This is a genomic window from Marinobacter sp. V032, assembly GCF_052645435.1.
The window spans coordinates 1659850-1680878 of sequence record NZ_JBQXYE010000001.1 but is presented as its reverse complement, the minus strand read 5'-3'; the positions used below and the strand labels follow the sequence as shown (position 1 = coordinate 1680878).

At 56.1% G+C, this 21029-nt stretch carries 18 protein-coding genes; 11 read left to right on the top strand and 7 right to left on the bottom strand.

Annotated features, from left to right (window positions below):
• The first annotated feature begins 48 nt into the window (after positions 1-48).
• From ACUN9X_RS07710 to ACUN9X_RS07695, 4 genes are all read left to right on the top strand, one after another.
• Positions 49-558 carry a Spy/CpxP family protein refolding chaperone gene (locus ACUN9X_RS07710; RefSeq protein ID WP_445472702.1) on the top strand — a complete coding sequence of 170 codons (510 nt, stop codon included), beginning with the start codon at positions 49-51 and terminating at the stop codon, positions 556-558.
• Positions 559-651: 93 nt separating this feature from the next.
• Entirely contained in the window at positions 652-1848 is a 1197-nt protein-coding gene (locus ACUN9X_RS07705) for a GNAT family N-acetyltransferase (protein ID WP_445472701.1), read from the top strand.
• 291 nt (positions 1849-2139) lie between these two features.
• Entirely contained in the window at positions 2140-3888 is a 1749-nt protein-coding gene (ilvG, locus tag ACUN9X_RS07700) for an acetolactate synthase 2 catalytic subunit (RefSeq protein ID WP_445472700.1), read from the top strand.
• Positions 3885-4163 (top strand): ACT domain-containing protein, encoded by a 279-nt coding sequence (locus ACUN9X_RS07695; protein ID WP_260036136.1) that lies wholly within the window; start codon positions 3885-3887, stop codon positions 4161-4163. The genes ilvG and ACUN9X_RS07695 overlap by 4 nt, the downstream gene beginning before the upstream one ends.
• A gap of 46 nt (positions 4164-4209) precedes the next feature.
• Here ACUN9X_RS07695 and ACUN9X_RS07690 read toward each other — a convergent pair whose 3' ends face one another.
• The 4 genes from ACUN9X_RS07690 to ACUN9X_RS07675 all read right to left on the bottom strand — a co-directional run bounded on the left by ACUN9X_RS07690 (position 4210) and on the right by ACUN9X_RS07675 (position 9960).
• On the bottom strand, positions 4210-5505 hold the full coding sequence (locus ACUN9X_RS07690) for a hypothetical protein (RefSeq protein ID WP_445472699.1): 1296 nt from the start codon (positions 5503-5505) through the stop codon (positions 4210-4212).
• A 168-nt stretch (positions 5506-5673) separates the two neighbouring features.
• Entirely contained in the window at positions 5674-6651 is a 978-nt protein-coding gene (locus tag ACUN9X_RS07685) for a vWA domain-containing protein (protein ID WP_445472698.1), read from the bottom strand.
• A 105-nt stretch (positions 6652-6756) separates the two neighbouring features.
• Positions 6757-8889 (bottom strand): TonB-dependent siderophore receptor, encoded by a 2133-nt coding sequence (locus ACUN9X_RS07680; protein WP_445472697.1) that lies wholly within the window; start codon positions 8887-8889, stop codon positions 6757-6759.
• Between the two features lie 132 nt (positions 8890-9021).
• Complete coding sequence (locus ACUN9X_RS07675; protein ID WP_445472696.1) at positions 9022-9960, bottom strand: helix-turn-helix domain-containing protein; 939 nt, start codon at positions 9958-9960, stop codon at positions 9022-9024.
• A gap of 292 nt (positions 9961-10252) precedes the next feature.
• Between ACUN9X_RS07675 and ACUN9X_RS07670 the strand changes: the two genes are divergently transcribed.
• Positions 10253-11371 (top strand): acyltransferase family protein, encoded by a 1119-nt coding sequence (locus tag ACUN9X_RS07670; protein WP_445472695.1) that lies wholly within the window; start codon positions 10253-10255, stop codon positions 11369-11371.
• Positions 11372-11387: 16 nt separating this feature from the next.
• Here the strand turns inward: ACUN9X_RS07670 and ACUN9X_RS07665 are convergent, their stop codons facing one another.
• The 3 genes from ACUN9X_RS07665 to ACUN9X_RS07655 form a co-directional block, all read right to left on the bottom strand.
• Positions 11388-12452 (bottom strand): endonuclease/exonuclease/phosphatase family protein, encoded by a 1065-nt coding sequence (locus tag ACUN9X_RS07665; protein ID WP_445472694.1) that lies wholly within the window; start codon positions 12450-12452, stop codon positions 11388-11390.
• Between the two features lie 12 nt (positions 12453-12464).
• Positions 12465-13259 (bottom strand): SDR family NAD(P)-dependent oxidoreductase, encoded by a 795-nt coding sequence (locus ACUN9X_RS07660; protein ID WP_445472693.1) that lies wholly within the window; start codon positions 13257-13259, stop codon positions 12465-12467.
• 131 nt (positions 13260-13390) lie between these two features.
• Positions 13391-14164 carry a sulfite exporter TauE/SafE family protein gene (locus ACUN9X_RS07655; RefSeq protein WP_260036146.1) on the bottom strand — a complete coding sequence of 258 codons (774 nt, stop codon included), beginning with the start codon at positions 14162-14164 and terminating at the stop codon, positions 13391-13393.
• A gap of 170 nt (positions 14165-14334) precedes the next feature.
• Between ACUN9X_RS07655 and ACUN9X_RS07650 the strand changes: the two genes are divergently transcribed.
• From ACUN9X_RS07650 to ACUN9X_RS07625, 6 genes are all read left to right on the top strand, one after another.
• On the top strand, positions 14335-15126 hold the full coding sequence (locus ACUN9X_RS07650; RefSeq protein WP_445472692.1) for an N-formylglutamate amidohydrolase: 792 nt from the start codon (positions 14335-14337) through the stop codon (positions 15124-15126).
• On the top strand, positions 15123-15632 hold the full coding sequence (locus tag ACUN9X_RS07645) for a TRAP transporter small permease subunit (protein ID WP_445472691.1): 510 nt from the start codon (positions 15123-15125) through the stop codon (positions 15630-15632). The genes ACUN9X_RS07650 and ACUN9X_RS07645 overlap by 4 nt, the downstream gene beginning before the upstream one ends.
• Positions 15632-16954, top strand: a complete 1323-nt coding sequence (locus ACUN9X_RS07640; RefSeq protein WP_260036148.1) for a TRAP transporter large permease — start codon at positions 15632-15634, stop codon at positions 16952-16954. Before ACUN9X_RS07645 ends, ACUN9X_RS07640 begins: the two co-directional genes overlap by 1 nt.
• A gap of 132 nt (positions 16955-17086) precedes the next feature.
• Positions 17087-18127 (top strand): TRAP transporter substrate-binding protein, encoded by a 1041-nt coding sequence (locus ACUN9X_RS07635; RefSeq protein ID WP_260036149.1) that lies wholly within the window; start codon positions 17087-17089, stop codon positions 18125-18127.
• A 108-nt stretch (positions 18128-18235) separates the two neighbouring features.
• On the top strand, positions 18236-19603 hold the full coding sequence (locus ACUN9X_RS07630) for a glutamine synthetase family protein (RefSeq protein ID WP_445472690.1): 1368 nt from the start codon (positions 18236-18238) through the stop codon (positions 19601-19603).
• 46 nt (positions 19604-19649) lie between these two features.
• Entirely contained in the window at positions 19650-21029 is a 1380-nt protein-coding gene (locus ACUN9X_RS07625; RefSeq protein WP_445472689.1) for an aldehyde dehydrogenase family protein, read from the top strand.

Genomic DNA, 21029 nt, shown 5'->3' with positions numbered 1-21029 from the left:
ACAGTCCGAACATCATCGGCTGCATCCTGATAAACAACGGAGATCATTATGAAAGCAATTTCCCGCCATAAACTGATTCTGCCAATGGCCCTCGCAGCCTCCCTTCTGGTCAGCCCGCTGGCATGGTCAGGAGATCACGAAAACTGTGACAAGGAGCCTCGCCATGGCAAGCACGATCAGCGCGATCGTAAAGAAATGATGGAGCATCGCTTTGATCATATGGCCGAGCGCCTGAACCTGACTGAAAAACAGCGTGATGAGATGCGTGCGATCTTCAAGAAAGGCCATGAAGAGCGCAAAGCACAATTCGAGAAGCGGCGTGAAGACCGACCTGAAATGCTCAGTGGTGATCCGGCCAGCAGTGATTTCAAATCTCAGGTCGCGGCTGCAGCAGACAAGGCAGCTGAATCAGCTCGCGATCGTGTTCAGGCGAAAGCTGACGCCTATGCTGCGATTTACCAGGTTCTGAACGCCGAGCAGCGCGAAACCTGGGCCAAAATGCAGGCCGAACGCAAGGAAAGAAAAGGTGACCGTGACCATGGCCCACGCCACGATTAATGGTGTGCTTTCATTTCCGGGCGTGAACGATATCGGCTGAATAGCGTATGGTTATACCTCCTGCTCATTCAAGAAGGCTGCGTATAACCTACCATGACAGACGTATTCGAAAGCAACACCGGACAACCGGTGTTGCACCTTCGCTCGCTGGCGTCCATTGACGCCATCAGCGAAGCCGAATGGGACCATTTCAGTGGCACCCGCTCACCTTTCCTCAGACACCGTTTCCTGTCAGCACTGGAGCACAGCCAATGCACCAGCGCGAAATCCGGCTGGACACCCGCTCACCTTGAGGTACTGCTGGACGGCGACCGTGTAGGCGTCATTCCCGCCTATCTCAAATCCCACTCAATGGGCGAGTATGTTTTTGACTGGGCCTGGGCCGACGCCTACGAGCGTTACGGTATGGCCTATTATCCCAAGCTGCTCATGGCCGTTCCGTTCACCCCCTCCCAGGGGCCGCGCTTGCTGATCAATCCCGATGCCCGTGAGCGGATTACGCCAACCCAATTGCATCAGGCGCTGGAGAATGTCGCCGCCGCATTAGGCTGTCATTCCTGGCATCTGCTTTTTCCGAACGCGCATGATCAGGCACTGCTGCAAGCCCCGGGCACGCTTCACCGGCTCGGCTGCCAGTTCCATTGGTTTAACCGGGATTACGCCTGCTTTGAAGATTTTCTCGCTACGCTGACATCCCGCAAAAGGAAATCCATTCGCAAGGAGCGCCGCCAGATTGAGGATCAGGGCATTCAGTTCGCCCACTTTCCTGGCGAATATCTCACCGACACGGTGCTGGATGCGTTCTATGTGTTTTATCAGGCTACCTATCTCAAACGTGGCCAACGTCCGTACCTGAACCGTGAGTTTTTTGCGCTGCTCAGAGAAAACCAACCAGAGCAACTGCACGTTATCATGGCGATTCAGGGTGACCGCATGATCGCCGGCGCCCTGTTTCTGATGGGCGACGACACCCTTTACGGTCGCTATTGGGGATGCCTTGAGGAATACCAGCACCTGCATTTCGAAACCTGTTATTACCAGGGTATCGAGCTGGCGATAAAGAAAGGTTTCCGCTGCTTTGACGCCGGCGCGCAGGGCGAACACAAACTGGTGAGAGGTTTCGAACCCCAACTGACGCACTCCTGGCACTGGGTTGAACACCCCGGGTTTCAGGAAGCGATAGAACGCTTTGTGGAGGAAGAAGCCGAAGGCATTATCGGCTATAAAAACGCGGCACTTGAGGCGCTCCCCTACAGAAAAACTGACGGTGATGTAAAAACGCCTGAGTAAATTAATTGCAGAAAAAGGTTGCCTGCCTCTTTGGGCTCAGGTTACATTTCGATCATCTGTTAACGTTTGTGGTCTAAAGATCCGTTTATGACATTCCAATCTTTCGTCGTGATTATGAAGCTAGTCCTGGTGGTCGTCGTGCCAACCGGGGGCTTCTGCGTGAACGAGAGGATGAACTAGACACCACATCCAGACTGAACACTCAAAAGCCCCCGGCACCGCAAGGTCCCGGGGGCTTTTTTTTGCACTGAAATCTGAACACACCGCACACGACAACAAAAGGGAACCATCGTGAACGCTGCACAGCACATACTGAAAACACTGAAACGCCATCACATCGATACCGTTTTTGGCTATCCCGGCGGCTGCATTATGCCGCTGTACGATGCCCTGGTGTCAGATGAGGTCATTGGTGACGTGGACGGTATCCAGCATGTGCTCTGTCGACACGAACAGGGTTGCGCCCTGGCCGCAGACGGTTATGCCCGGGCAAGCGGGAAGGTCGGCGTCTGCATTGCTACGTCCGGCCCGGGAGCAACCAACCTGATCACCGGCGTGGCGAACGCCCACCGTGATTCGATCCCGATGCTGGTAATCACCGGCCAGGTACCCCGCAGCCTGATCGGCACGGATGCGTTCCAGGAAACGGACGTTCTTGGCATGACGCTGGGCATCGTAAAGCACAGCTACCTTGTGACCTCGGCAGACGACGTGCCGCATGTTATGGAACAGGCACTGGCACTTGCGACCTCTGGAAGACCGGGACCGGTCTGGGTTGATATCCCCAAAGACATCTTGCTGGCAGACACCAGCGAACAGGCCCATACCTGCAAGCAGCCGACTGCGGCAGAAGCGCTCGACACCGACGCAACCGCACAAGCTATCGATCTGCTCAGCAACGCAAAACGGCCGCTGATCTACAGCGGCGGCGGCGTGAGTCTGGCTCAGGCAGAGGCGGCCTTCAGACAATTTGCGAGTAAAACAGCCATACCCAACGTGGTAACGCTGAAGGGAATCGGAAATCCTGGCAATGCCAACCCGGATCAGCTCGGCATGCTCGGTATGCACGGCTCCCGCGCAGCGAATCTGGCCGTTGATGCCTGCGATCTGTTGCTGGTCATCGGCGCACGACTGGACGATCGGGCCACCGGCAAGCTCAGCGGGTTTGCGCCAAACGCACGGATGATCCATATCGATGCTGACCCTGCCGAATTGGGCAAGCTGCGTCAGGCTGAAGTCACGCTTCGCGGCGACCTTGGCAGGATTCTCGATACGCTGACGGAATCACTCGCGCCCTGCTCTGCCGAGCTCACCGATTGGCGGCAGCAATGCCGTACCTGGAGGACAACCTACGGCTTCAAAGCCGCCAGTAACGATGAGCCGTATGCGCCGATCTCCGGGCCGGCGTTTATTCGTCAACTATCCGAGATTACGCCGGATGACACCACGATCGCCTGCGACGTCGGGCAGCATCAGATGTGGGTGGCCCAATATTTCGACTTTAACCACCCCCGCAATCACCTGACCAGTGGCGGCCTGGGCACCATGGGGTACGGTCTGCCAGCTGCTATTGGCGCCCAGTTTGCCCGCCCCGGCCATCCGGTTATCAATGTCAGCGGTGATGGCTCATTCATGATGAATGCCCAGGAACTGGCCACCATCAGGCGTCACCGGTTACCGGTGAAAATCATCATCATGGATAATCAATGCCTGGGCATGGTGCGCCAGCAGCAAGAGCTGTTCTACGACAACAGGGAAAGCCAGATCAATCTGGACGACAACCCCGATTTTGTCGCCCTGGCCCGGGCCTTTGACATACCCGCGCTGCATGTCGACCGCTCAGAACAAGTGCGTCGGGGCATTGAAACCATTCTGGCCTACGACGGCCCGATGCTGCTTCACGTAGCCATCGCCAGGGAAGATAACGTCTGGCCGATCGTAAAGCCGGGTGAATCAAACCGGGAAATGCTGGATGCATCGATTATTCAACGCCAAACCAACATGACTGAAAAAATGCCATTGAGAGGGACCATCGCATGAACGCTTCAGACCCTATTATCAGCCATCGAATGCAATGTCGTATGGATGCCGAACCGGCGGCACTGGAGCGGCTGTGTCAGGTGGTGCGGATCCGCGGCTTCACGATTGAGAAGATGCAGGTGCAGATGGGGCGGGGAGTTCTGGATATCGAGCTGACGGTCAAAGGTGAGCGTGCCGTCCAGATGCTGGCCAGTCAGTTGGAAAAACTACAGACGGTCACAGGGCTCACGCTGGGCGAAGAACGGTCGACCGGTCAGTTACAGCACAGCGCCTGATCCGCAAACAGCGGGATCCCGTAGGTTGATCCCGCTGTTTGTCAGGCTATTCCCCTGCGACCGAACGGTAACCGGAAGCTGCCTGCTTGTGTTCGCGCGAGCGTTCCAGCAGCTCACGCTGGAGTTCTTTCAGCTTCTCGAAGTAATCTAGAAGTGGCGATTCGGAGATATCCAGTGATCGACGGTTTTCAACAAAGGCTTTCTGTTGCTCACGGATCTCGTCGAGCTTCTCAAGTGCAGCTCGGATCGTTTCAGCCCGGGCCGCTTCCAAAGCAGACGGCTGCGCCTCCTGAGCGTCCGGCATTGCCGGTGTCGCGACATTGCCTGCATCGCTTTGGTCCACCAGATCAATCTCTTCCAACGTGCGCACATCGCCATCGGTGGTGAGATAAATGCCGGTTCCCTTGATCTGTCCCAGTGGCACGCCCTGGCTGCTGGTGAGCGTGTATTGGTCTTCGGCGTTATCAACATAAAGCGCCTTCACGCCCACTTCTTCAAGTGACCTGAGTTCTTCGTTACCGTCTGCGGTCTGCACCCAGACTTTGAGCTGGCTGAAGATGGCGTCGTTCTCGTCAATCCAGCGATTGCCGTCATCATCGTACTGCGCCAGCTCACCAAAACCGGAGCCGCTTTGTGGGCCGAACAGTTCACTGCCGTCATCCACCGTGCCGTTGTCGTTGCGATCAAATACCAGATACCCGCTTCCGCTGCCGAGTTGGGCCAGCGACTCGTTGTCGCCATCGCCGTCCAGATCAAAGTCAAACAGGGTATCCGTCAGATGTGCCGTGTCAGCACCAAAGTTGATCACTAACGGATCAGTCGCCGGGCGCTCTTCGATTCGCAGTGATTCGCTGTACTCATACTGACGGCTTTGGGACTGCCGCAAGGACAAGCTGAATTCAATGCTCTCGCCGTCGCTGGTCTGGATGGAACCGGTGGCCGTCACCATTCGGGACTGAGACTGCGACACAAAGGTATATTGCCCGGCCGAAACCGAGAGGCTGCCGCCCGCAGTGCTGGCAGCGGGGGCCCCCAGTGCGGCGCGACTGATCGAGATCGCTTGCTGACCGCTTACCAGAAATGACGTGGCTTGCTGAGCAAAGGCCTCCGACACAAAGTTCCGTGACCCGCCTGAGCCTGTTGATACTGAGGAAGAACTGCTGAAGGCGTTGGTATCGCGGGAAGAATAGCGATACGTCGCATCACGGCTGATGTCGATTGCCTGCCCGTTCCGGGGCGACACTCCACCTGACCCTTGATTGATACGAAGCTGGCTCTGATCAATAAAAGACGACTGCCGGCTGTTTTGAGAAAGAAAATTAATCTGGCTGTTAGTGATCATGAGCCGGACCCCGAGAATAGTTAGGATGCTTCTATTATCGGCAGGATCGGGCAAATCTTGAGCTTTTTTATGCTCAATAAACACCAGCGGGGTTAATGAGGTAGCGTCTGGATGCGAATACTCCAGGCAAGGACGGCCAGTTACTTGCCTGGATCAGGTCAGAGGCGTTCAGGCCATAAAGCGACGGCGTAATCCAAGCCCGATTAGGCCCAGCCCCAACAATGCCAGAGGTGCAGGCTCCGGTACTTCGTTAGGATTATCTGGGTCACCCGCACCCTGACAGCCGGGCGCGGTGGGGTTGGCATCACAGAAGTCGATTGTTTCCTGAAGCTTGGCTGTCGCAAACATGTCCACAAAGTCGCTAACAACCTGCGAATCAGTGGTGTTCAGCCCATTGAGATCAAACACCTGACCACCATGATTGGTCGCCAGATCACCAATTGAGGTAACAGTGCTACTTCCGCTCAGTACGGCATTATAAAGCGCGTTGCTATCTGTCAGCAGTTGGTCAATTGATGCAAAGGTTACAGCATTTCCGCCGATTGTACCGGCAAATGTGCTGTCTCCATTTGATGGCTCATCAGTAAATATTATGAAATTTTTCAACGCATTAGATCGGAAGCTAAACAGATCACCTTGATCGTCCAGCGCATTGAGAGCGTAGGCTGAAGCCGTGTATGCCGGCTCAGTACCGCCACTTGTAAGCAGCCCTTGAGCCGCCGTAGCAAATGACGCAGGATCAGTAAGATCCGTCAGCGTTCTGGGCTTTACTTGGGAATTGCCGTAGCCAACAAGACCGTATTGAGCATCAACGCCTCCGGCAGACAGAATGGACGCAAACTGCCCGATATTCGTCCTGAGGTTTGCTTGCACATTACCCATTGACCCCGATTCATCAACAATCATGACGATATCGGTAAGAATAATGGAATGCGCCGCCGGCGCTGAGATCGAAAGTGCGGCTCCCGAAAGCGCTGCACCAAACCAGGTATGAATTTTCATGTCACTCTCCATCGTTTTATGAAAATACCCCGATATACAGCCTTTCAGGATAACTACGTCGCTTTCTGGCAGGAGCATAATCCTGACCATCGATTTAAAACGCGACCTAAAACAGGGAGATAAAAAATGAACACCGTGCCACATCCAACAGCACCGTTAACTATTTCGACAGGCACCGGCACCCCGAAATGAAAATGCCGCCTAAGCTAAGCCTCGGCGGCATCTGGCAATGCTTGAAAACGGATGTGGTCAGAAGCTATAGCCAACCTTTGCTTCAACTGAGCGCTCTGCGCCAAACCAACAGTTCAGCCCGTCAAAGCAGGAGTAATAGCGCTCATCCAACAGGTTGTTGACCGACAGCCCCACGGTGGCGCCACGCAAGGCTGTGCTGGCGTATCCCAGATCATAGCCCAATGCGATGTCCAACAATGTGGCATCGGGTACTTTGTCGGTATTGAGCGCATCCAGCTCAGCTTCACCGATGTAGCGCACCCCCATCCCTGCCCGGGTGCCGGCCAGCACGCCATCAAAGAAGGTATAGTCGGCCCAGGCGGAGATAAGCTGTTCCGGCACCCAGACCGGGGTTTTGCCCTCAAGGCCACTGTTGTCCTCGGTCACTTCCACATCCTGGTAGGTGTAGTTGAATGACAACATCAGGCTATCAATCGGTCGGGTGCTGGCTTCAAGCTCAACGCCCTGAGAGCGCACTTCACCGGTCTGGATTTTGTCATAGGCTGTACCGCTCGGGTCCCGGGTCGGCACTTTCTGTTTGTCGATGCGATAGACGGCAGCCGACAGGGAGGTCTTGTCATCTGGCGTGTGATACTTCACACCTGTTTCCCACTGCTGTGCGGTCGAGGGCTCAAACCGATCGCCCGAGCTGTCAACGCCGGTCAGTGGCTCAAAGCTTTCTGCATAGCTCAGGAAAGGCGAGATGCCATTATTGAATTCATACAGCGCACCCGCGCGGAACGAGACGTTTTCTTCTGAATCTTTCACATCAATCGGCGCGCCGTATTGGCGACCCTGTTCTTTACCCTCATACCGGTCATAACGAGCACCGGCAATCAGGACCAGTTGATCGATCCGAACCTGATCCTGCAGATAAAAGCCCAGCTGTTCCTTCGACAGGTCAAAGTCACTCGAGTAGCCAGACGCCGCGAAGTCCAGCGAGTCCGGATCAATCTGGTAATAATCCGGCGCGAACAGATCAATTGAAGGGGCCGCTGCATCTTCGTATTTGATGTTGGAATCGAGGTACAGGTAATCAATCCCGACCAGCAGGTTATGCTCCAGCGCACCGGTATCAAACAGACCTGACAGCTGGTTATCCACCGTAACGCCACGGGTTGCTTCATCCGTCAGATAGGCACGTCGACCCAACGTGCGCATATCCGCTGCAAGAGCCGTGCTGTATGTGTTCTCCTGATAGGCCGTCGCATCGGTGTAGCGGAAATTGTGGAGAAAGGTCCAGCTGTCATTAAAGCGATGGTTGATCTTGTAACCGACCATCGCGACTTCCCGCTCGTACAGATCCCAGTTGGCGTCACCGGAAAAACTGTCAACCGGCAGCTCGCCATTGGGGTTGTCCTGAAACAGTCCTTCCGCCGGCAGCGTGCTGTACACCCCCATCTCCGGGTCTTTCTGGTAATAGGCGTTAAAATTAATCAGCGTGTCGTCACTGAGCTGCCAGTCAACAGACGGCGCGATCATCACGCGCTCTTCTTCAGAGGTTTTCGCTTGTCCGTCTTTCTGGCGGGCAAGCCCGACCACGCTGTATGACAGATCAGAATCCCCCAGCTGCCCCGTACTTTCGAAGCTGCCTTCCAGCAAGTTATTGGTGCCGGTCGCCATTTCAACATGGTTATAACGCTCGGTGCTGGGCGACTTGCCAATCAGATTCACCATCCCTCCGGGGGGCATTGAGCCGTAGAGTGATGAGGTCGGCCCTTTGAACACCTCGATTTGCTCAACCGCCATCAGGTCGATCTGGGGCTGCAGGTTCCAGTCGTTATACAGCAGCTGCAGACCGTCATAATAATTCTGGTAATTGATGAAACCGCGGATATTGAACAGATCTGAACGGGTAACCGCCCCGCCCCGAAGCTCGGTGTTCACGCCGGGGGAATAGCGCAGCGCACTGGCAACCGAAGTGGCGTCCCGCATTTCGAGCCCCTCACGATCCAGCACAGTGATGCTCTGGGGGGTTTCTTCCGGGGTCAGCGCTGTTTTGGTTGCGGTATTGCGGTAGGTATCGCCATAAACAGTCAATGTCTCCAGCGAAACGGATTCATCGCCTTCAGCTGCATGGGCTGCTGTCGATATGACGGCCAGCACTGCCACAGACAACACAGAACGCTGGAAAAGGGGTCGGGTAATCATGGAATCTACTGCTCCTGAATGAACGCACAACGTCTTTTTAAATAATAATGATTCCCATTATAGTTTTTAGAGCCCGGCCACACTTAACCAAATGGTGCATGAAGCAGGCACCAAGCCAAGGCTAAAAAAGGACTAGACGGACAGGTTTAACCGAGCGGACTGACAGGGAGAGGGCTCAACAGGCACCCAGTACTCCATTCGAGTAGGAGCCCCTTGCAAACGGGAGGCGCCCGTAGAAGGCGGGTAGATTTCCAGGTCAAAACCATAGCGACCCCGGTATCCGGAGGCTGGCAACCAGTGATGGATAAACCACTCCAGGGTTTTCTCAAGCGCTGCAAGCGGCCCTTGAAACGGGATCACCGCATACTGCTGGGCCGGCACGGTGAGGCTGCGCAAACCGACGCGCTCCGCAGATGTCAGCTGATCAGATTCCAGCGCTGCCCAATACGGAAAGCTCGCGCCGCTATCCATTGCCTGACTCACATCGAGCACACCAATTAACGGCGACGCCGAAGGCTGAATGCCTTTAGCCAATAACTGCTGCCACAAAGCGGGCACCTTGGTAGAGAAATCCGGTGCCGACGAGAAGAGTCCGTTCACTTGATCACATAAACCGACAACCTCGAAGGCCGGGCGGGACTCCAGCCGGATCTGCAACATACGAGGAGTCAATTCCGCCGGTGGCAGTGGCAACTCATCGAAGGTAATCGGCATGCGCATGCTCACCCACTGCCCCCGTCGCCGATAGAACCCGGGCGTGCAGCCGAACATCTGGCGAAAACTGCGGCTGAAGCTGATTTCCGAATCAAACCCGCATGTCAACGCAATATCCAGTTGCCGTTGATCACTTGCCAGTAATAGCTCGGCTGCCCGGCTGAGTCGCAGTTCCCGCACGTATTGCGCAACCGACAAACCGGTGTGAGCCGCAAAGACACGTTGAAACTGCCAGCGAGACCAGCCTGCGCGGGCCGCCAGCGCAACCACCGATAGGGACTCATCCAGATGCCCGTGAATGAAACACAAGGCGTCTTCGATACGATTCAGTGACGTTTCGGTGGCAGGTGATGGCATCGTGAGGTGCAATTAACCGCAGAATTAGGAGTAGGCTCACTCTACCGTAATCAGAATCATTTGCAACTCGCTCTCATCGGTCCGGATAGTTGCGCACAGCCATTCAAGGCACAGCATTTGCGTGAAGACTTCAGGTATCTCATCCGAGGCCAGTAATCGCATCCAGTTGGAGCAACACGGGGCAATGCACCGCGCAGAGGCACCATGAACGCGCGTTCACAATGTCAGCCCGGCGTTCTGCTATTGTTACTCCATATGTTGTCAGACGACATGTCCAGGGAGTGGATTGACGATGTACGGTAAACTTGAATCTTTGCGCGGGGTAGCCGCACTGCTGGTGGTGCTTTACCACTCCAGCTTCAGTTTCGGCGACCGCTCTGTTGCTTTCGTTGGCAATAGCTACCTGTTTGTCGACTTCTTTTTCATCCTTTCGGGCTTTGTGATGGCTCTTGCCTACGGCGATCGCGTTGGCCGCGATATGCCGTTCTGGCGTTACATCGCCCTGCGACTCGGCCGTATCTATCCGCTCCACCTGTTCATGCTGTTGGCATGGGTGCCCTATATTCTGGTCAAGCAGTACCTGTACAACGCCGGTTTCGGCGGCAGCGACCCTTCAGAGAAGGCCAACCTGGCGTCCTTTGTATCCAACCTTCTCCTGATTCACGGAATGGGGCTGCACGATTATGTCAGTTGGAACTTCCCGAGCTGGAGCATCAGCGTCGAGCTTTTTGCCTATGTGGCGTTTTACGCGATTACGGTGACATTCGATCGCTCCCGGAATCTCTATATCCCCGCCATCATATCCCTCACCTGCTATGCCTTTATCTTCAGTCTTGACAGGCCCGACATCGATTACAGCTACGACTATGGTTTCTTTCGCTGTCTGGGCTCGTTCTATCTGGGGGTATTTCTGTTCAGGCTGGGGCTCGACCGGCGACCTTTTGAGTCAGCTGCGGCAATGAGTGTATTGGAAGTGGTCTCAGTGGCTTTCCTGATCACAGCCGTTAGTCTGGTCAAAGTCGACGAGTTCTTCTCCGCCCTGTCACTGATGAGTTTTGCGGGTGTGTTGGTGGTATTTTCGTTCTCTACCAGCGGCATTCTCGGGCGCCTGCTTGAAACATCAGCTTTGCGAAACCTGGGAATCTGGTCCTACTCGGTCTATCTGGTACACGGGTTGGTGTTGGCGGGCTTTCACAACGTGTTCGAGTATGTTCTGAAGGTGGATATCGATGCCGCGATGGGCGTTAAATCCCTGTTTATCAATGCGCTGGCACTGGCGATCACTATCGCAGTATCCCGCTACACCTATATCCACATCGAGAAGCGCTTCCGCGATCAGGTGAAGGCCTGGATCAACAACAAGACTCCGACAGCCTCAGGTCCAAAAGCGCCCGGAGTCGTTGCCGGCTGAAAGCCACGGGAAAGCGTCAGTCGGACTGGGTGTTTTCTTTACCTTCACGAATGGTCTCAGTGGCATCGGCCCATTCCTCGGCATCAGCTTGAGGATTCTCGTGCTCTTCAGCTCGAGACGGCCTGAAACACAACGTCGCCAGAATCGGAAAATGATCTGACCCCACATCGGCCAGGCGTTCCATATGACTCAGCGTGAAGTGTTCGCTGACAAAAATGTGATCAAGCGGCCAGCGCATAAACCAGTGGTGAGCATGGAAAGTACTGAACATTCCGCGGCCCCGACGAGGGTCCAGCATGCCACTGACTCGACAGAACTGGCGGGTCGTACGTGACCAGGCCACATCGTTGAGGTCGCCCGCAACCATAGTGGGTTCGCCATCTTTATGAATTTCCTTCCCGACCAGCAACAGCTCAGCATCCCGCCAGAGGGACTCCTCGCTTTCACTCGGCGCAGGGGGTCTGGGATGCAGGGCGTGAAACTTTACCCGCTCGCCGTTTTTCAGTCTGAGCCAGGTATGGATTGAGGGAATATCATCCTGAATCAGCCAGCTGACTTCCGTTTCTTCGAGCTCAAGCCGCGAATAGAGGTGCATGCCGTAAAGGTTATCGAGCGGTATGCGCACGGCATGAGGCCAGTCTTCCGCCAGCGCTTCGTCCAACTGCTGCTGCCACCAGTCATCACTTTCCAGTGTCAGCACGACGTCCGGCTGATGCTGTTTGATATGCGCGATCAACGCGGGTGCGTCGCGATTGGGGGTTAACACATTGGAAATCAGCAATGTGATACAGCGCTCTTCCTGCCCCGGTTCCGACGCCTGAACCTGAAGGGGCCACAAACGCGTATAAGGCGCTATGCGCCAGCATTGCCAGAGCAGCACACCCAGCCCGATCAGCGCTGAGGGTATTTGCCAGGGCGCCTCACTCCAAACCGAGCAGACCAGCACCAGCAGGGCCAGCGCCGCAATCTGCACACGAGGAAATTCACAGGCACGGACCCACCAGTCATGCACAGGTACCCGTGCCAAAACGGTGACGGCCAACACCACAATAGCGACACCGAAAACGATCAGACTGAACAAGTGATTCTCCGATTATGCAATCGAGTCAACGACACCACCATCGACCCTCAAGGCTGCGCCAGTGGTAGCCGACGACTGTTTGGAGCAGGCGTACACAATCATGTTGGCGACCTCCTCTACTCTGGCCGCACGCTGAATTATAGATGAGGGCCGCTGCGCCATCACAAAGTCTTTGCCTGCCTGTTCGATCGAAACGCCGCGTTTGTCGGCATCGTCTTTCAGCATGCCTTCGACTCCCTCGCTTAACGTCGGCCCTGGCAACACGGCGTTGACGGTCACGCCGGTACCGGCCATGCGCTTGGCCAGTCCGCGGGAAATCCCGAGCACAGCCGTCTTGGTAAACCCGTAATGGATCATGTCAGCAGGAATGTTGAGACCGGATTCGGAAGACAGAAAAATCACCCGGCCCCAGCCGGCCTTTTCCATATCGGGAAGATAGGCACGGGAAAGACGAACCCCCGACATCACATTAATATCGAAGAACCGCTGCCATTCGTCGTCGGGAATATCAAAAAAGTCCTGCGGGCCGAAAATGCCCACATTATTGACCAGAATATCGCATCCCGGCTCTGCCTTAAGCAGCGCTTCGCAGCCGGATGAAGCGCCGAGATCTGCCGCCACACCCCGAACCTCGGCATCAGGCACACTGGCCTTTACCTCAGCAACAGCAGCATCAACATCGGCCTGTTTCCGACCATTGACGATCACGGTGGCCCCGGCAGCGGCCAGTCCCTGCGCGGTCGCAAGCCCGATACCCTTGGTTGAACCTGTCACAATTGCGGTTTTTCCGTTCAGATCAATCTGCATGGGAACTCCTTAATGTGAAGGGGGATATGTAAAAACGCTATCAATCACAATCGGGTCCGGGTTGCGCAGATTCAACCGGAGATATCTGGCCTTAGACTAAAGTATGCCGATTCCAGGTGGCGGCCGAAAACTCAGGCCAGCCCCTTCCAGAGCCCGACACAACTGATCAGCAAGAGCACACAACCCAGTAACCGGAAGAACACCGGCGTTTCTGCTGTCAACATTTTCTCGTGGAACCGCAAGCCAATGATGTGTCCGATCGCTGCACAGGGCAGCAGCCACAGGTGGTGGATCAACTGCAGATCCACATCGGCATAGATAAACGCCGCCATCTTGATTGTGACCAGAATGAACCAGAGCGCAAACAGCGTGTCCCTCAGTTTTTCTTTCGGCAGATGCTGGGCCACAACGGCAATGATCAGCGGCGCGCCAATAAGGGAGGTGCCGCTGATGTACCCGCCCAGCATCAGGAAGATCGTATCCACCACTTTGCTGTTACTGCGAAAGGGCCGATTCAGAATATAGGACACCGCATAGAGCGACACGATGCCGAAGATGATCGCGCTCATGATATTGGCGGGCAGCGTCAGCAGGCCGAAAACGCCAATCAGCTTGGGCACAATCATGATACCCAGAATGCGCCACAGGTAAGGCCAGTCGACGGTGCCCCCCTCCGGTCGGCTGGCCGCTTTCGGTCCCCGGTTATTCACCACAATCGTCAGTGACGAGAACACCAGCAGATGCACCGCGATCAGCGGCAGGAATATCAGCGGGTCATTGACCACCAGCAACAGAAACGGCAAAGACAACACCGCGCCGCCAAACCCCAGCCCTGAGCGGACAAAGCCGCTCCAGACAAAAATGAGCCCAATTAACACATACTGAAAAAGTGACAGATCTGCCATGGTGTCCTAGCTTGGAAAAGTGCGATCAAAAAACGACCGAGTTTAATCATCCACACAATGGATTGATACCCACTGATTGAGGTGCGTCATGACAGGCACCGGGAACTTAGCTTGATCCCGAACACTGTCGAGGCACCCTTTTAAGCAGTCGCCAGGAAGGACAGGCTCGAGTGAGTGTTCAGAGTAGTGGTACCGATCCGGTTACCCTGACCGAACCAGACATCCAGCATGCGGACAGTGAGGTTACCTGCCTGCAAGGCCACGCTGTGGTTCTGGTTTGCGAGCATGCGTCAAATCACATTCCGGACGAATTCCATTCGCTCGGTCTCAGTCACGAGCAACAACTCAGCCATATCGCCTGGGATCCGGGTGCCCTGGGCGTCGCGCGGCATATTGCTGACATGGCAAGCGCGACACTGGTCGACTGTAAAACCTCCCGCCTGGTTTATGACTGCAACCGCCCACCGGACGCGCCGGATGCCATGCCGCAGCAGAGCGAAATCCACCGCATCCCCGGTAACCAGAAGCTGACAGATCGCGATCGCCAGTACCGCATTGATCACTACTACAGGCCATTTGAACAGCGTGTGGTGACGGCATTATCCCAGGCAGCGGCTACCGGATTGCCCGTGGTGATTGTCACCATCCATAGCTTTACCCCGGTCTACCGCGGCCATCAGCGCAGCACCCAAATTGGCATTTTGCACGACAGTGACACCCGGCTGGCTGACTCATTATTGCGCACGGCAGACCGCCACACCCCTTTATTGGTTCACCGTAATCAACCCTATAGCCCCACTGATGGCGTCACCCATACCTTACTGCGCCATGGCATAGAAAATGCCTTTATGAATGTGATGATCGAGATCCGCAATGATTTGATCACCTCGGAACACCAACAGCAGGCTATGGCTGTGATGTTATCGGGTTGGCTCACTCACGCATTGAACGAGGTCGGATGATGTCGCCTTTCGTCAGCGGGTATATTCGCTTTGTGGACGCAGTGAACTACCGCATCGGCCGGTTTGTGATGTACGGCATTTTCATCATGGTCGGCATTCTGCTGTGGTCATCCATCTCAAAAACGTTCTTCCTGCCATCGCTATGGACCCTGGAAGCCGCCCAGTTTGCCATGGTGGCCTATTACATCCTGGGTGGGCCCTACTCGATTCAGCTCGGCTCCAATGTGCGGATGGACCTGTTCTATGGCGACTGGTCCGTTCGCAAAAAAGCCTGGTTTGATGTGTTTACCGTGCTGGTGCTGGTTTTCTATCTCGGCGTGCTGCTCTATGGCGCCTGGGACAGCACCAGCTATTCACTTCAGTATGGCGAGCGCAGCCCGTCTGCGTGGCGCCCGTATATGTGGCCGATCAAGATGGTGATGTGCGTCGGCTTCGCGCTCATGTTGTTGCAGGCGGTGTCTGAACTGTTCAAGGACATTGCACGCATTCGGGGAGAAGACGTCTGATGTCTTACGATCTCATCGCCATTTTCATGTTTGCCTCCATGATGCTGATGCTGATGACCGGCCAGCGCGTCTTCGGCGCGATCGGCGCTGTGGCCGCCGCTGCGGCATTGGCTCTGTGGGGCACGGGGGGCTCCGACATCCCCTTCTCGTCTGCGATGAAATTGATGAACTGGTATCCGCTACTGACCCTGCCGATGTTCATCTTCATGGGTTATGTGCTGTCGGAATCCAAGATCGCCGATGATCTGTACAAAATGTTCCATGTCTGGATGGGGCCGGTACACGGAGGGCTCGCCATTGGCACCATCGGTTTGATGGTGCTGGTGTCGGCGATGAACGGATTGTCCGTCGCCGGCATGGCGATTGGCGCGACCATCGCCCTGCCCGAGCTCCTGCGGCGGGGCTACGACAAGCGCATGGTGACCGGCGTCATACAGGCCGGCTCGTCACTGGGCATACTGGTGCCACCGTCGGTAGTACTGGTGCTCTATGCCATGATCGCACGGCAACCGGTCGGCCAGCTCTGGCTTGCAGGCGTTGTGCCGGGACTGATTATGGCGGCGATGTTCATTATCTATATCGCAGTGCGCTGTCGTATGCAGCCAGAGCTGGGGCCGGTTTTACCAGAAGAAGAGCGTCAGGTGAGCCTCGGCGAAAAACTGCGCCTGCTGCGGGCCGGAATTCTGCCGATCGTGATATTTGCCACCATGATGGTGCCCTTCGTCAAAGGCTGGACCAGCCTGGTGGAGAGTTCGGCGATTGGCGCCATGGCGGCCTTCGTGGCGGCGATCATCAAGCGCCGGATGAATCGCAAGGTGTTTGAAGTTTCGGTACGCCAGACCCTGGCGATTTCCTGCATGTTCATGTGGATCATTCTCGCTGCCTTGGGCTTCGGCGCAGTGTTTGATGGATTGGGTGCGGTCAAGGCAATCGAAACCCTGTTTACCGAGCAGCTCGGCCTCAACCCCTGGATGATTCTGATCCTGATGCAGCTCTCATTCCTGCTGATGGGCACCTTTCTGGACGACACCGCCATGCTGGTGATCGTCGCACCGCTCTATGTGCCGCTAGTCGGCGCACTGGGGTTCGACCTGGTCTGGTACGGCATTCTGTACACCATCACCACGCAGATCGCCTATATGACCCCTCCGTTTGGCTACAACCTGTTTCTGATGCGCGCCATGGCACCACCCGAGATCAGCCTGCGCGACATCTATGGCTCTATCTTCCCGTTTGTCTGCGTCATGCTGGTCGCACTGGCGTTGATTATGGCGTTTCCCCAGATCGCACTCTGGTTGCCGGAAACCGTCTATAACAAGTAAACGACGAACGGATTGGAGCAAGCGTTATAAAACGAGTGAGCGGGCAAGCGCCCTTTCGGTCGAGAACGAGTGTTGAGCAACACCCCGGAAGCAACCCCGCTTCCATAACAAGCGTCAGTCAAGGAGAGCACCATGACCACAAGACGTAAGTTCCTAGCATCCGCAGCCGCTATGGCGGGCGCAGCCGCGCTTACTCCCCCCAAACTCTATGCCCAGCAACCCAAAATACGATGGCGATTGCAAACCTACGCCGGGCCGGCGCTCGCCGAGCATGTCATCAAACCTGCGATCGACAGCTTCAACCGCATCGCCGGAAACGAGATGCAGATCGAGCTCTATTTTGCCGATCAACTGGTCCCCACCGGCGAACTCTTCCGGGCGATGCAGAAAGGCACCATCGATGCGGTGCAGTCTGATGATGACTCCATGGCATCCCCCACCGAAGTAACCGTTTTCGGCGGCTACTTCCCCTTTGCCAGCCGCTACTCACTGGATGTACCAGTGCTGTTCAACCAGTACGGGCTCAACGAAATCTGGGACCAGGAGTATTCCAAAGTCGGCGTAAAACACCTGTCTGCCGGTGCCTGGGATCCCTGCCATTTTGCCACCAAGGAACCGATCAACAGCCTGGCGGATCTCAAAGGCAAGCGCGTGTTCACCTTCCCCACGGCGGGCCGGTTCATGAGCCAGTTCGGCGTGGTGCCGGTGCAGTTGCCTTGGGAAGACATTGAAGTCGCGGTTCAGACCGGTGAGCTCGACGGCATCGCCTGGTCCGGCATCACCGAGGACTACACGGTCGGCTGGGCGGATGTCACCAACTACTTCCTCACCAACAACATTTCCGGCGCCTGGGCAGGCTCGTTCTTCGCCAACATGGACCGATACAACGAACTGCCCGATCACCTGAAAGAACTGCTCAAGCTGACAATGGACAGTTCACACTACTACCGGCAGTGGTGGTACTGGGGCGGCGAAGCCAAGCTGCGTACTGACGGCAGCAAGATGAAGCTGACCACCATCCCGGATGCTGAGTGGGCGGAAGTCGAGAAGGCGGCCCACACCTTCTGGGATGAAATCGCAAAGGAGTCGGAAACCAAGGCGAAGGTGGTGAAAATCCTCAAAGAGTACAACGCAAAAATGGAGAAGGCGGGGAGGCCTTATCGTTACACCTGATTTGCTGTGCAAACCTGTCGCGTTCAGGGGCGATGGCCATGGGTCTGATACGCCCCTGAACGCCCTGAATCTGTACTTCCAGAACAACAGACTTTCCGGAGCCGTGAGATGGCAGCTCAACTGTCCTTTAGAGAACTGAAGAAGTGCGTCGAAGACGGCACGATTGATACGGTCGTCGGCGCGATCCCGGATATGCAGGGGCGCCTCATGGGCAAGCGTTTCCAGGCGCAGTATTTTATCGACACCGCATGGGAAGAATCCCACTGCTGCAAATACCTGGTGGCGACCGACCTCGAAATGACCACCGTTGAGGACTACGCGTCCACCAGCTGGTCTGCCGGCTACGGCGACTATGTGATGAAGCCGGATCTAACCACCCTGCGTAAGTTGCCCTGGCTGGAAGGCACGGCATTTGTACTGTGCGACCTGATCGATCACGTGACCCACGAGCCCGTGCCTCACTCGCCCCGCGCCGTCCTGAAAAAACAGCTTGAACGTCTATCGGCCATGGGTCTGCAGATGACCACGGCTACCGAACTGGAGTTTTTCATCTTCCGCGAAACCTTCGAAGATATGCAGAAGCGCCAGTATCACCAGATGACACCCGTCAGTCCGTACAACGAGGATTACCACATTTTCCAGACCACCCGGGAGGAAGATGTCATGCGGCCAATCCGCAACGGGCTCTTCGACGCAGGCATAGATGTCGAAAGCAGCAAGGGCGAAGCGGATGCCGGCCAGGCCGAACTGAACATCCACTACTCCGATCCGCTGAACATGGCCGACACCCACGTGCTGGTCAAAAACTCGGTTAAGGAAATCGCCTGGCAACACGGCCGCAGCGTCACGTTTATGGCCAAGTGGAGCCACAACGCCGCCGGCTCTTCCAGCCATATCCACCAGTCCCTGTCAGACAAAGACGGCAAATCGGTGTTCTACGATCCAAACGGCACCCACGGCATGTCCGAAACAATGGAGCATGCGCTGGCCGGGCTGCTGAAGCACGCCAACGAGACCACGCTCTTTCTTGCGCCCTATATCAATTCCTACAAACGTTTTGCAGCGGGTACCTTTGCCCCCACCAGCACCGTCTGGTCGGTGGACAACCGCACGGCGGGCTACCGGGTTGTCGCACCGGACTCCGAAGCTGTAAGAGTCGAGTGCCGCATTGGAGGCTCAGATCTCAACCCGTATCTGGCGCTGGCCTCACAGATTGCAGCGACCATCGCGGGCGTTGAAGGCAAGTTGAAACTCGAACCCGAATTCTCCGGCAATGCTTATGGTGCTGAATCAGAACGCAGCATTCCTGCCACGCTGCGCGCCGCAACCGAAGCGCTGCGTCACTCCACCATGCTGCGCGAAGCCATGGGGGATGATGTCATTGATCATTACGTCCGCGCAGCCGAGTGGGAACAGGAAGATTTCGACCGAGTAGTCACCGATTACGAAGTCAAACGGGGATTTGAACAGGCCTGAGGATACGCCGGCGCAGTCACCCTACCAAAAGGAGCAGGACAGTTTTATGAGTGCAACGATTCAATGCCTATCGCCCATCGACGGCTCGGTTTATGTCGAGCGCCCCACCCTGTCTCTTGAGGCCGCAACCGTTGCGGTTTCTGCCGCTAAAGCGGCGCAACCGGCCTGGGCGGCCCTGCCACTGGAAGAACGGATTGCACGGGTGCGCGACGGTATCGCCCGCCTCGGTGAGATGAATACCGACATCGTTGAAAAGCTGGCCTGGCAAATGGGGCGACCGGTGCGCTATGGCGGCGAATTTGGCGGTGTGAATGAACGCGCCAGCATGATGGCTGATCTTGCAGAAGAAGGACTGGCGCCCATCGAAATCGAAAATAACGAGGCGTTTCGCCGCTACATCAAGCGGGAACCTCACGGCGTTGTGCTGGTTGTCGCGCCCTGGAACTACCCTTACATGACGGCGATCAACACCGTGGTACCGGCCCTCATCGCCGGCAACGCCGTGTTCCTCAAGCACGCATCGCAAACACCGCTGGTAGGGGAACATATTGCCAGTGCATTTCATGCGGCCGGAGTGCCGGAGGCGATATTCCAGAATGTGTTCCTGTCCCACGACACCACCTCTGCCCTGATCGCCGACAAGGCCTTTGGCTTCGTCAACTTCACCGGTTCAGTGGGTGGTGGCCAGGCAATGGAGGTGGCCGCTGCGGGCACCTTCACCGGTCTCGGACTGGAGCTTGGCGGCAAAGACCCCGGCTATGTCATGGAGGATGCCGATCTGGATGCGGCGGTGGATACGTTGATCGACGGTGCCATGTTCAACTCCGGCCAATGCTGCTGCGGGATTGAGCGCATCTATGTCGCCGAAAGCCTGTTTGATGCCTTTGTCGAAAAAGCCGTTGCGATTGTCAGTGCCTACAAGTTGGGCAATCCGCTGGATGAACAGACCACGCTCGGACCGATGGCCCACACCCGGTTTGCGGATCTGGTTCGCGAACAGACCGCAGAGGCAGTGGCGGCTGGCGCGAAGGCCCTGATCGACCCATCGCTCTTTCCCGATCAGGGCGGCGCCTACCTGATGCCCCAGATTCTTGTGGATGTCGATCACTCCATGCGCGTGATGCGGGAAGAATCCTTCGGGCCGGTAGTGGGCATCATGAAAGTCAAAAACGACGACGAAGCCATTGCCCTGATGAACGACAGCGAATTTGGCCTGACCGCATCGCTGTGGACACAGGACATCGACCGCGCTGAGCGTATTGCCAACCAGATTGAAACCGGCACGGTATTTATGAACCGCTGCGACTATCTGGACCCGGCACTGTGCTGGACCGGTTGTAAAAATACCGGCCGCGGTGGCGGGCTGTCAGTGATTGGCTACCACAACCTGACCCGACCCAAATCCTTCTATCTCAAAAGGGGCTGA

Bases quoted from the DNA above. Each gene is read 5' to 3' on its own strand.
- ACUN9X_RS07705 (WP_445472701.1), top strand. From the start codon at position 652: ATGACAGACGTATTCGAAAGCAACACCGGACAACCGGTGTTGCACCTT.
- ACUN9X_RS07660 (WP_445472693.1), bottom strand. From the start codon at position 13,259: ATGCAGATTGATCTGAACGGAAAAACCGCAATTGTGACAGGTTCAACC.
- ACUN9X_RS07685 (WP_445472698.1), bottom strand. From the start codon at position 6,651: ATGTGGCACGGTGTTCATTTTTTATCTCCCTGTTTTAGGTCGCGTTTT.
- ACUN9X_RS07710 (WP_445472702.1), top strand. From the start codon at position 49: ATGAAAGCAATTTCCCGCCATAAACTGATTCTGCCAATGGCCCTCGCA.
- ACUN9X_RS07645 (WP_445472691.1), top strand. From the start codon at position 15,123: ATGATGTCGCCTTTCGTCAGCGGGTATATTCGCTTTGTGGACGCAGTG.
- ACUN9X_RS07635 (WP_260036149.1), top strand. From the start codon at position 17,087: ATGACCACAAGACGTAAGTTCCTAGCATCCGCAGCCGCTATGGCGGGC.
- ACUN9X_RS07640 (WP_260036148.1), top strand. From the start codon at position 15,632: ATGTCTTACGATCTCATCGCCATTTTCATGTTTGCCTCCATGATGCTG.
- ACUN9X_RS07655 (WP_260036146.1), bottom strand. From the start codon at position 14,164: ATGGCAGATCTGTCACTTTTTCAGTATGTGTTAATTGGGCTCATTTTT.
- ACUN9X_RS07680 (WP_445472697.1), bottom strand. From the start codon at position 8,889: ATGATTACCCGACCCCTTTTCCAGCGTTCTGTGTTGTCTGTGGCAGTG.
- ACUN9X_RS07675 (WP_445472696.1), bottom strand. From the start codon at position 9,960: ATGCCATCACCTGCCACCGAAACGTCACTGAATCGTATCGAAGACGCC.
- ACUN9X_RS07625 (WP_445472689.1), top strand. From the start codon at position 19,650: ATGAGTGCAACGATTCAATGCCTATCGCCCATCGACGGCTCGGTTTAT.
- ACUN9X_RS07670 (WP_445472695.1), top strand. From the start codon at position 10,253: ATGTACGGTAAACTTGAATCTTTGCGCGGGGTAGCCGCACTGCTGGTG.
- ACUN9X_RS07690 (WP_445472699.1), bottom strand. From the start codon at position 5,505: ATGATCACTAACAGCCAGATTAATTTTCTTTCTCAAAACAGCCGGCAG.
- ACUN9X_RS07695 (WP_260036136.1), top strand. From the start codon at position 3,885: ATGAACGCTTCAGACCCTATTATCAGCCATCGAATGCAATGTCGTATG.
- ACUN9X_RS07630 (WP_445472690.1), top strand. From the start codon at position 18,236: ATGGCAGCTCAACTGTCCTTTAGAGAACTGAAGAAGTGCGTCGAAGAC.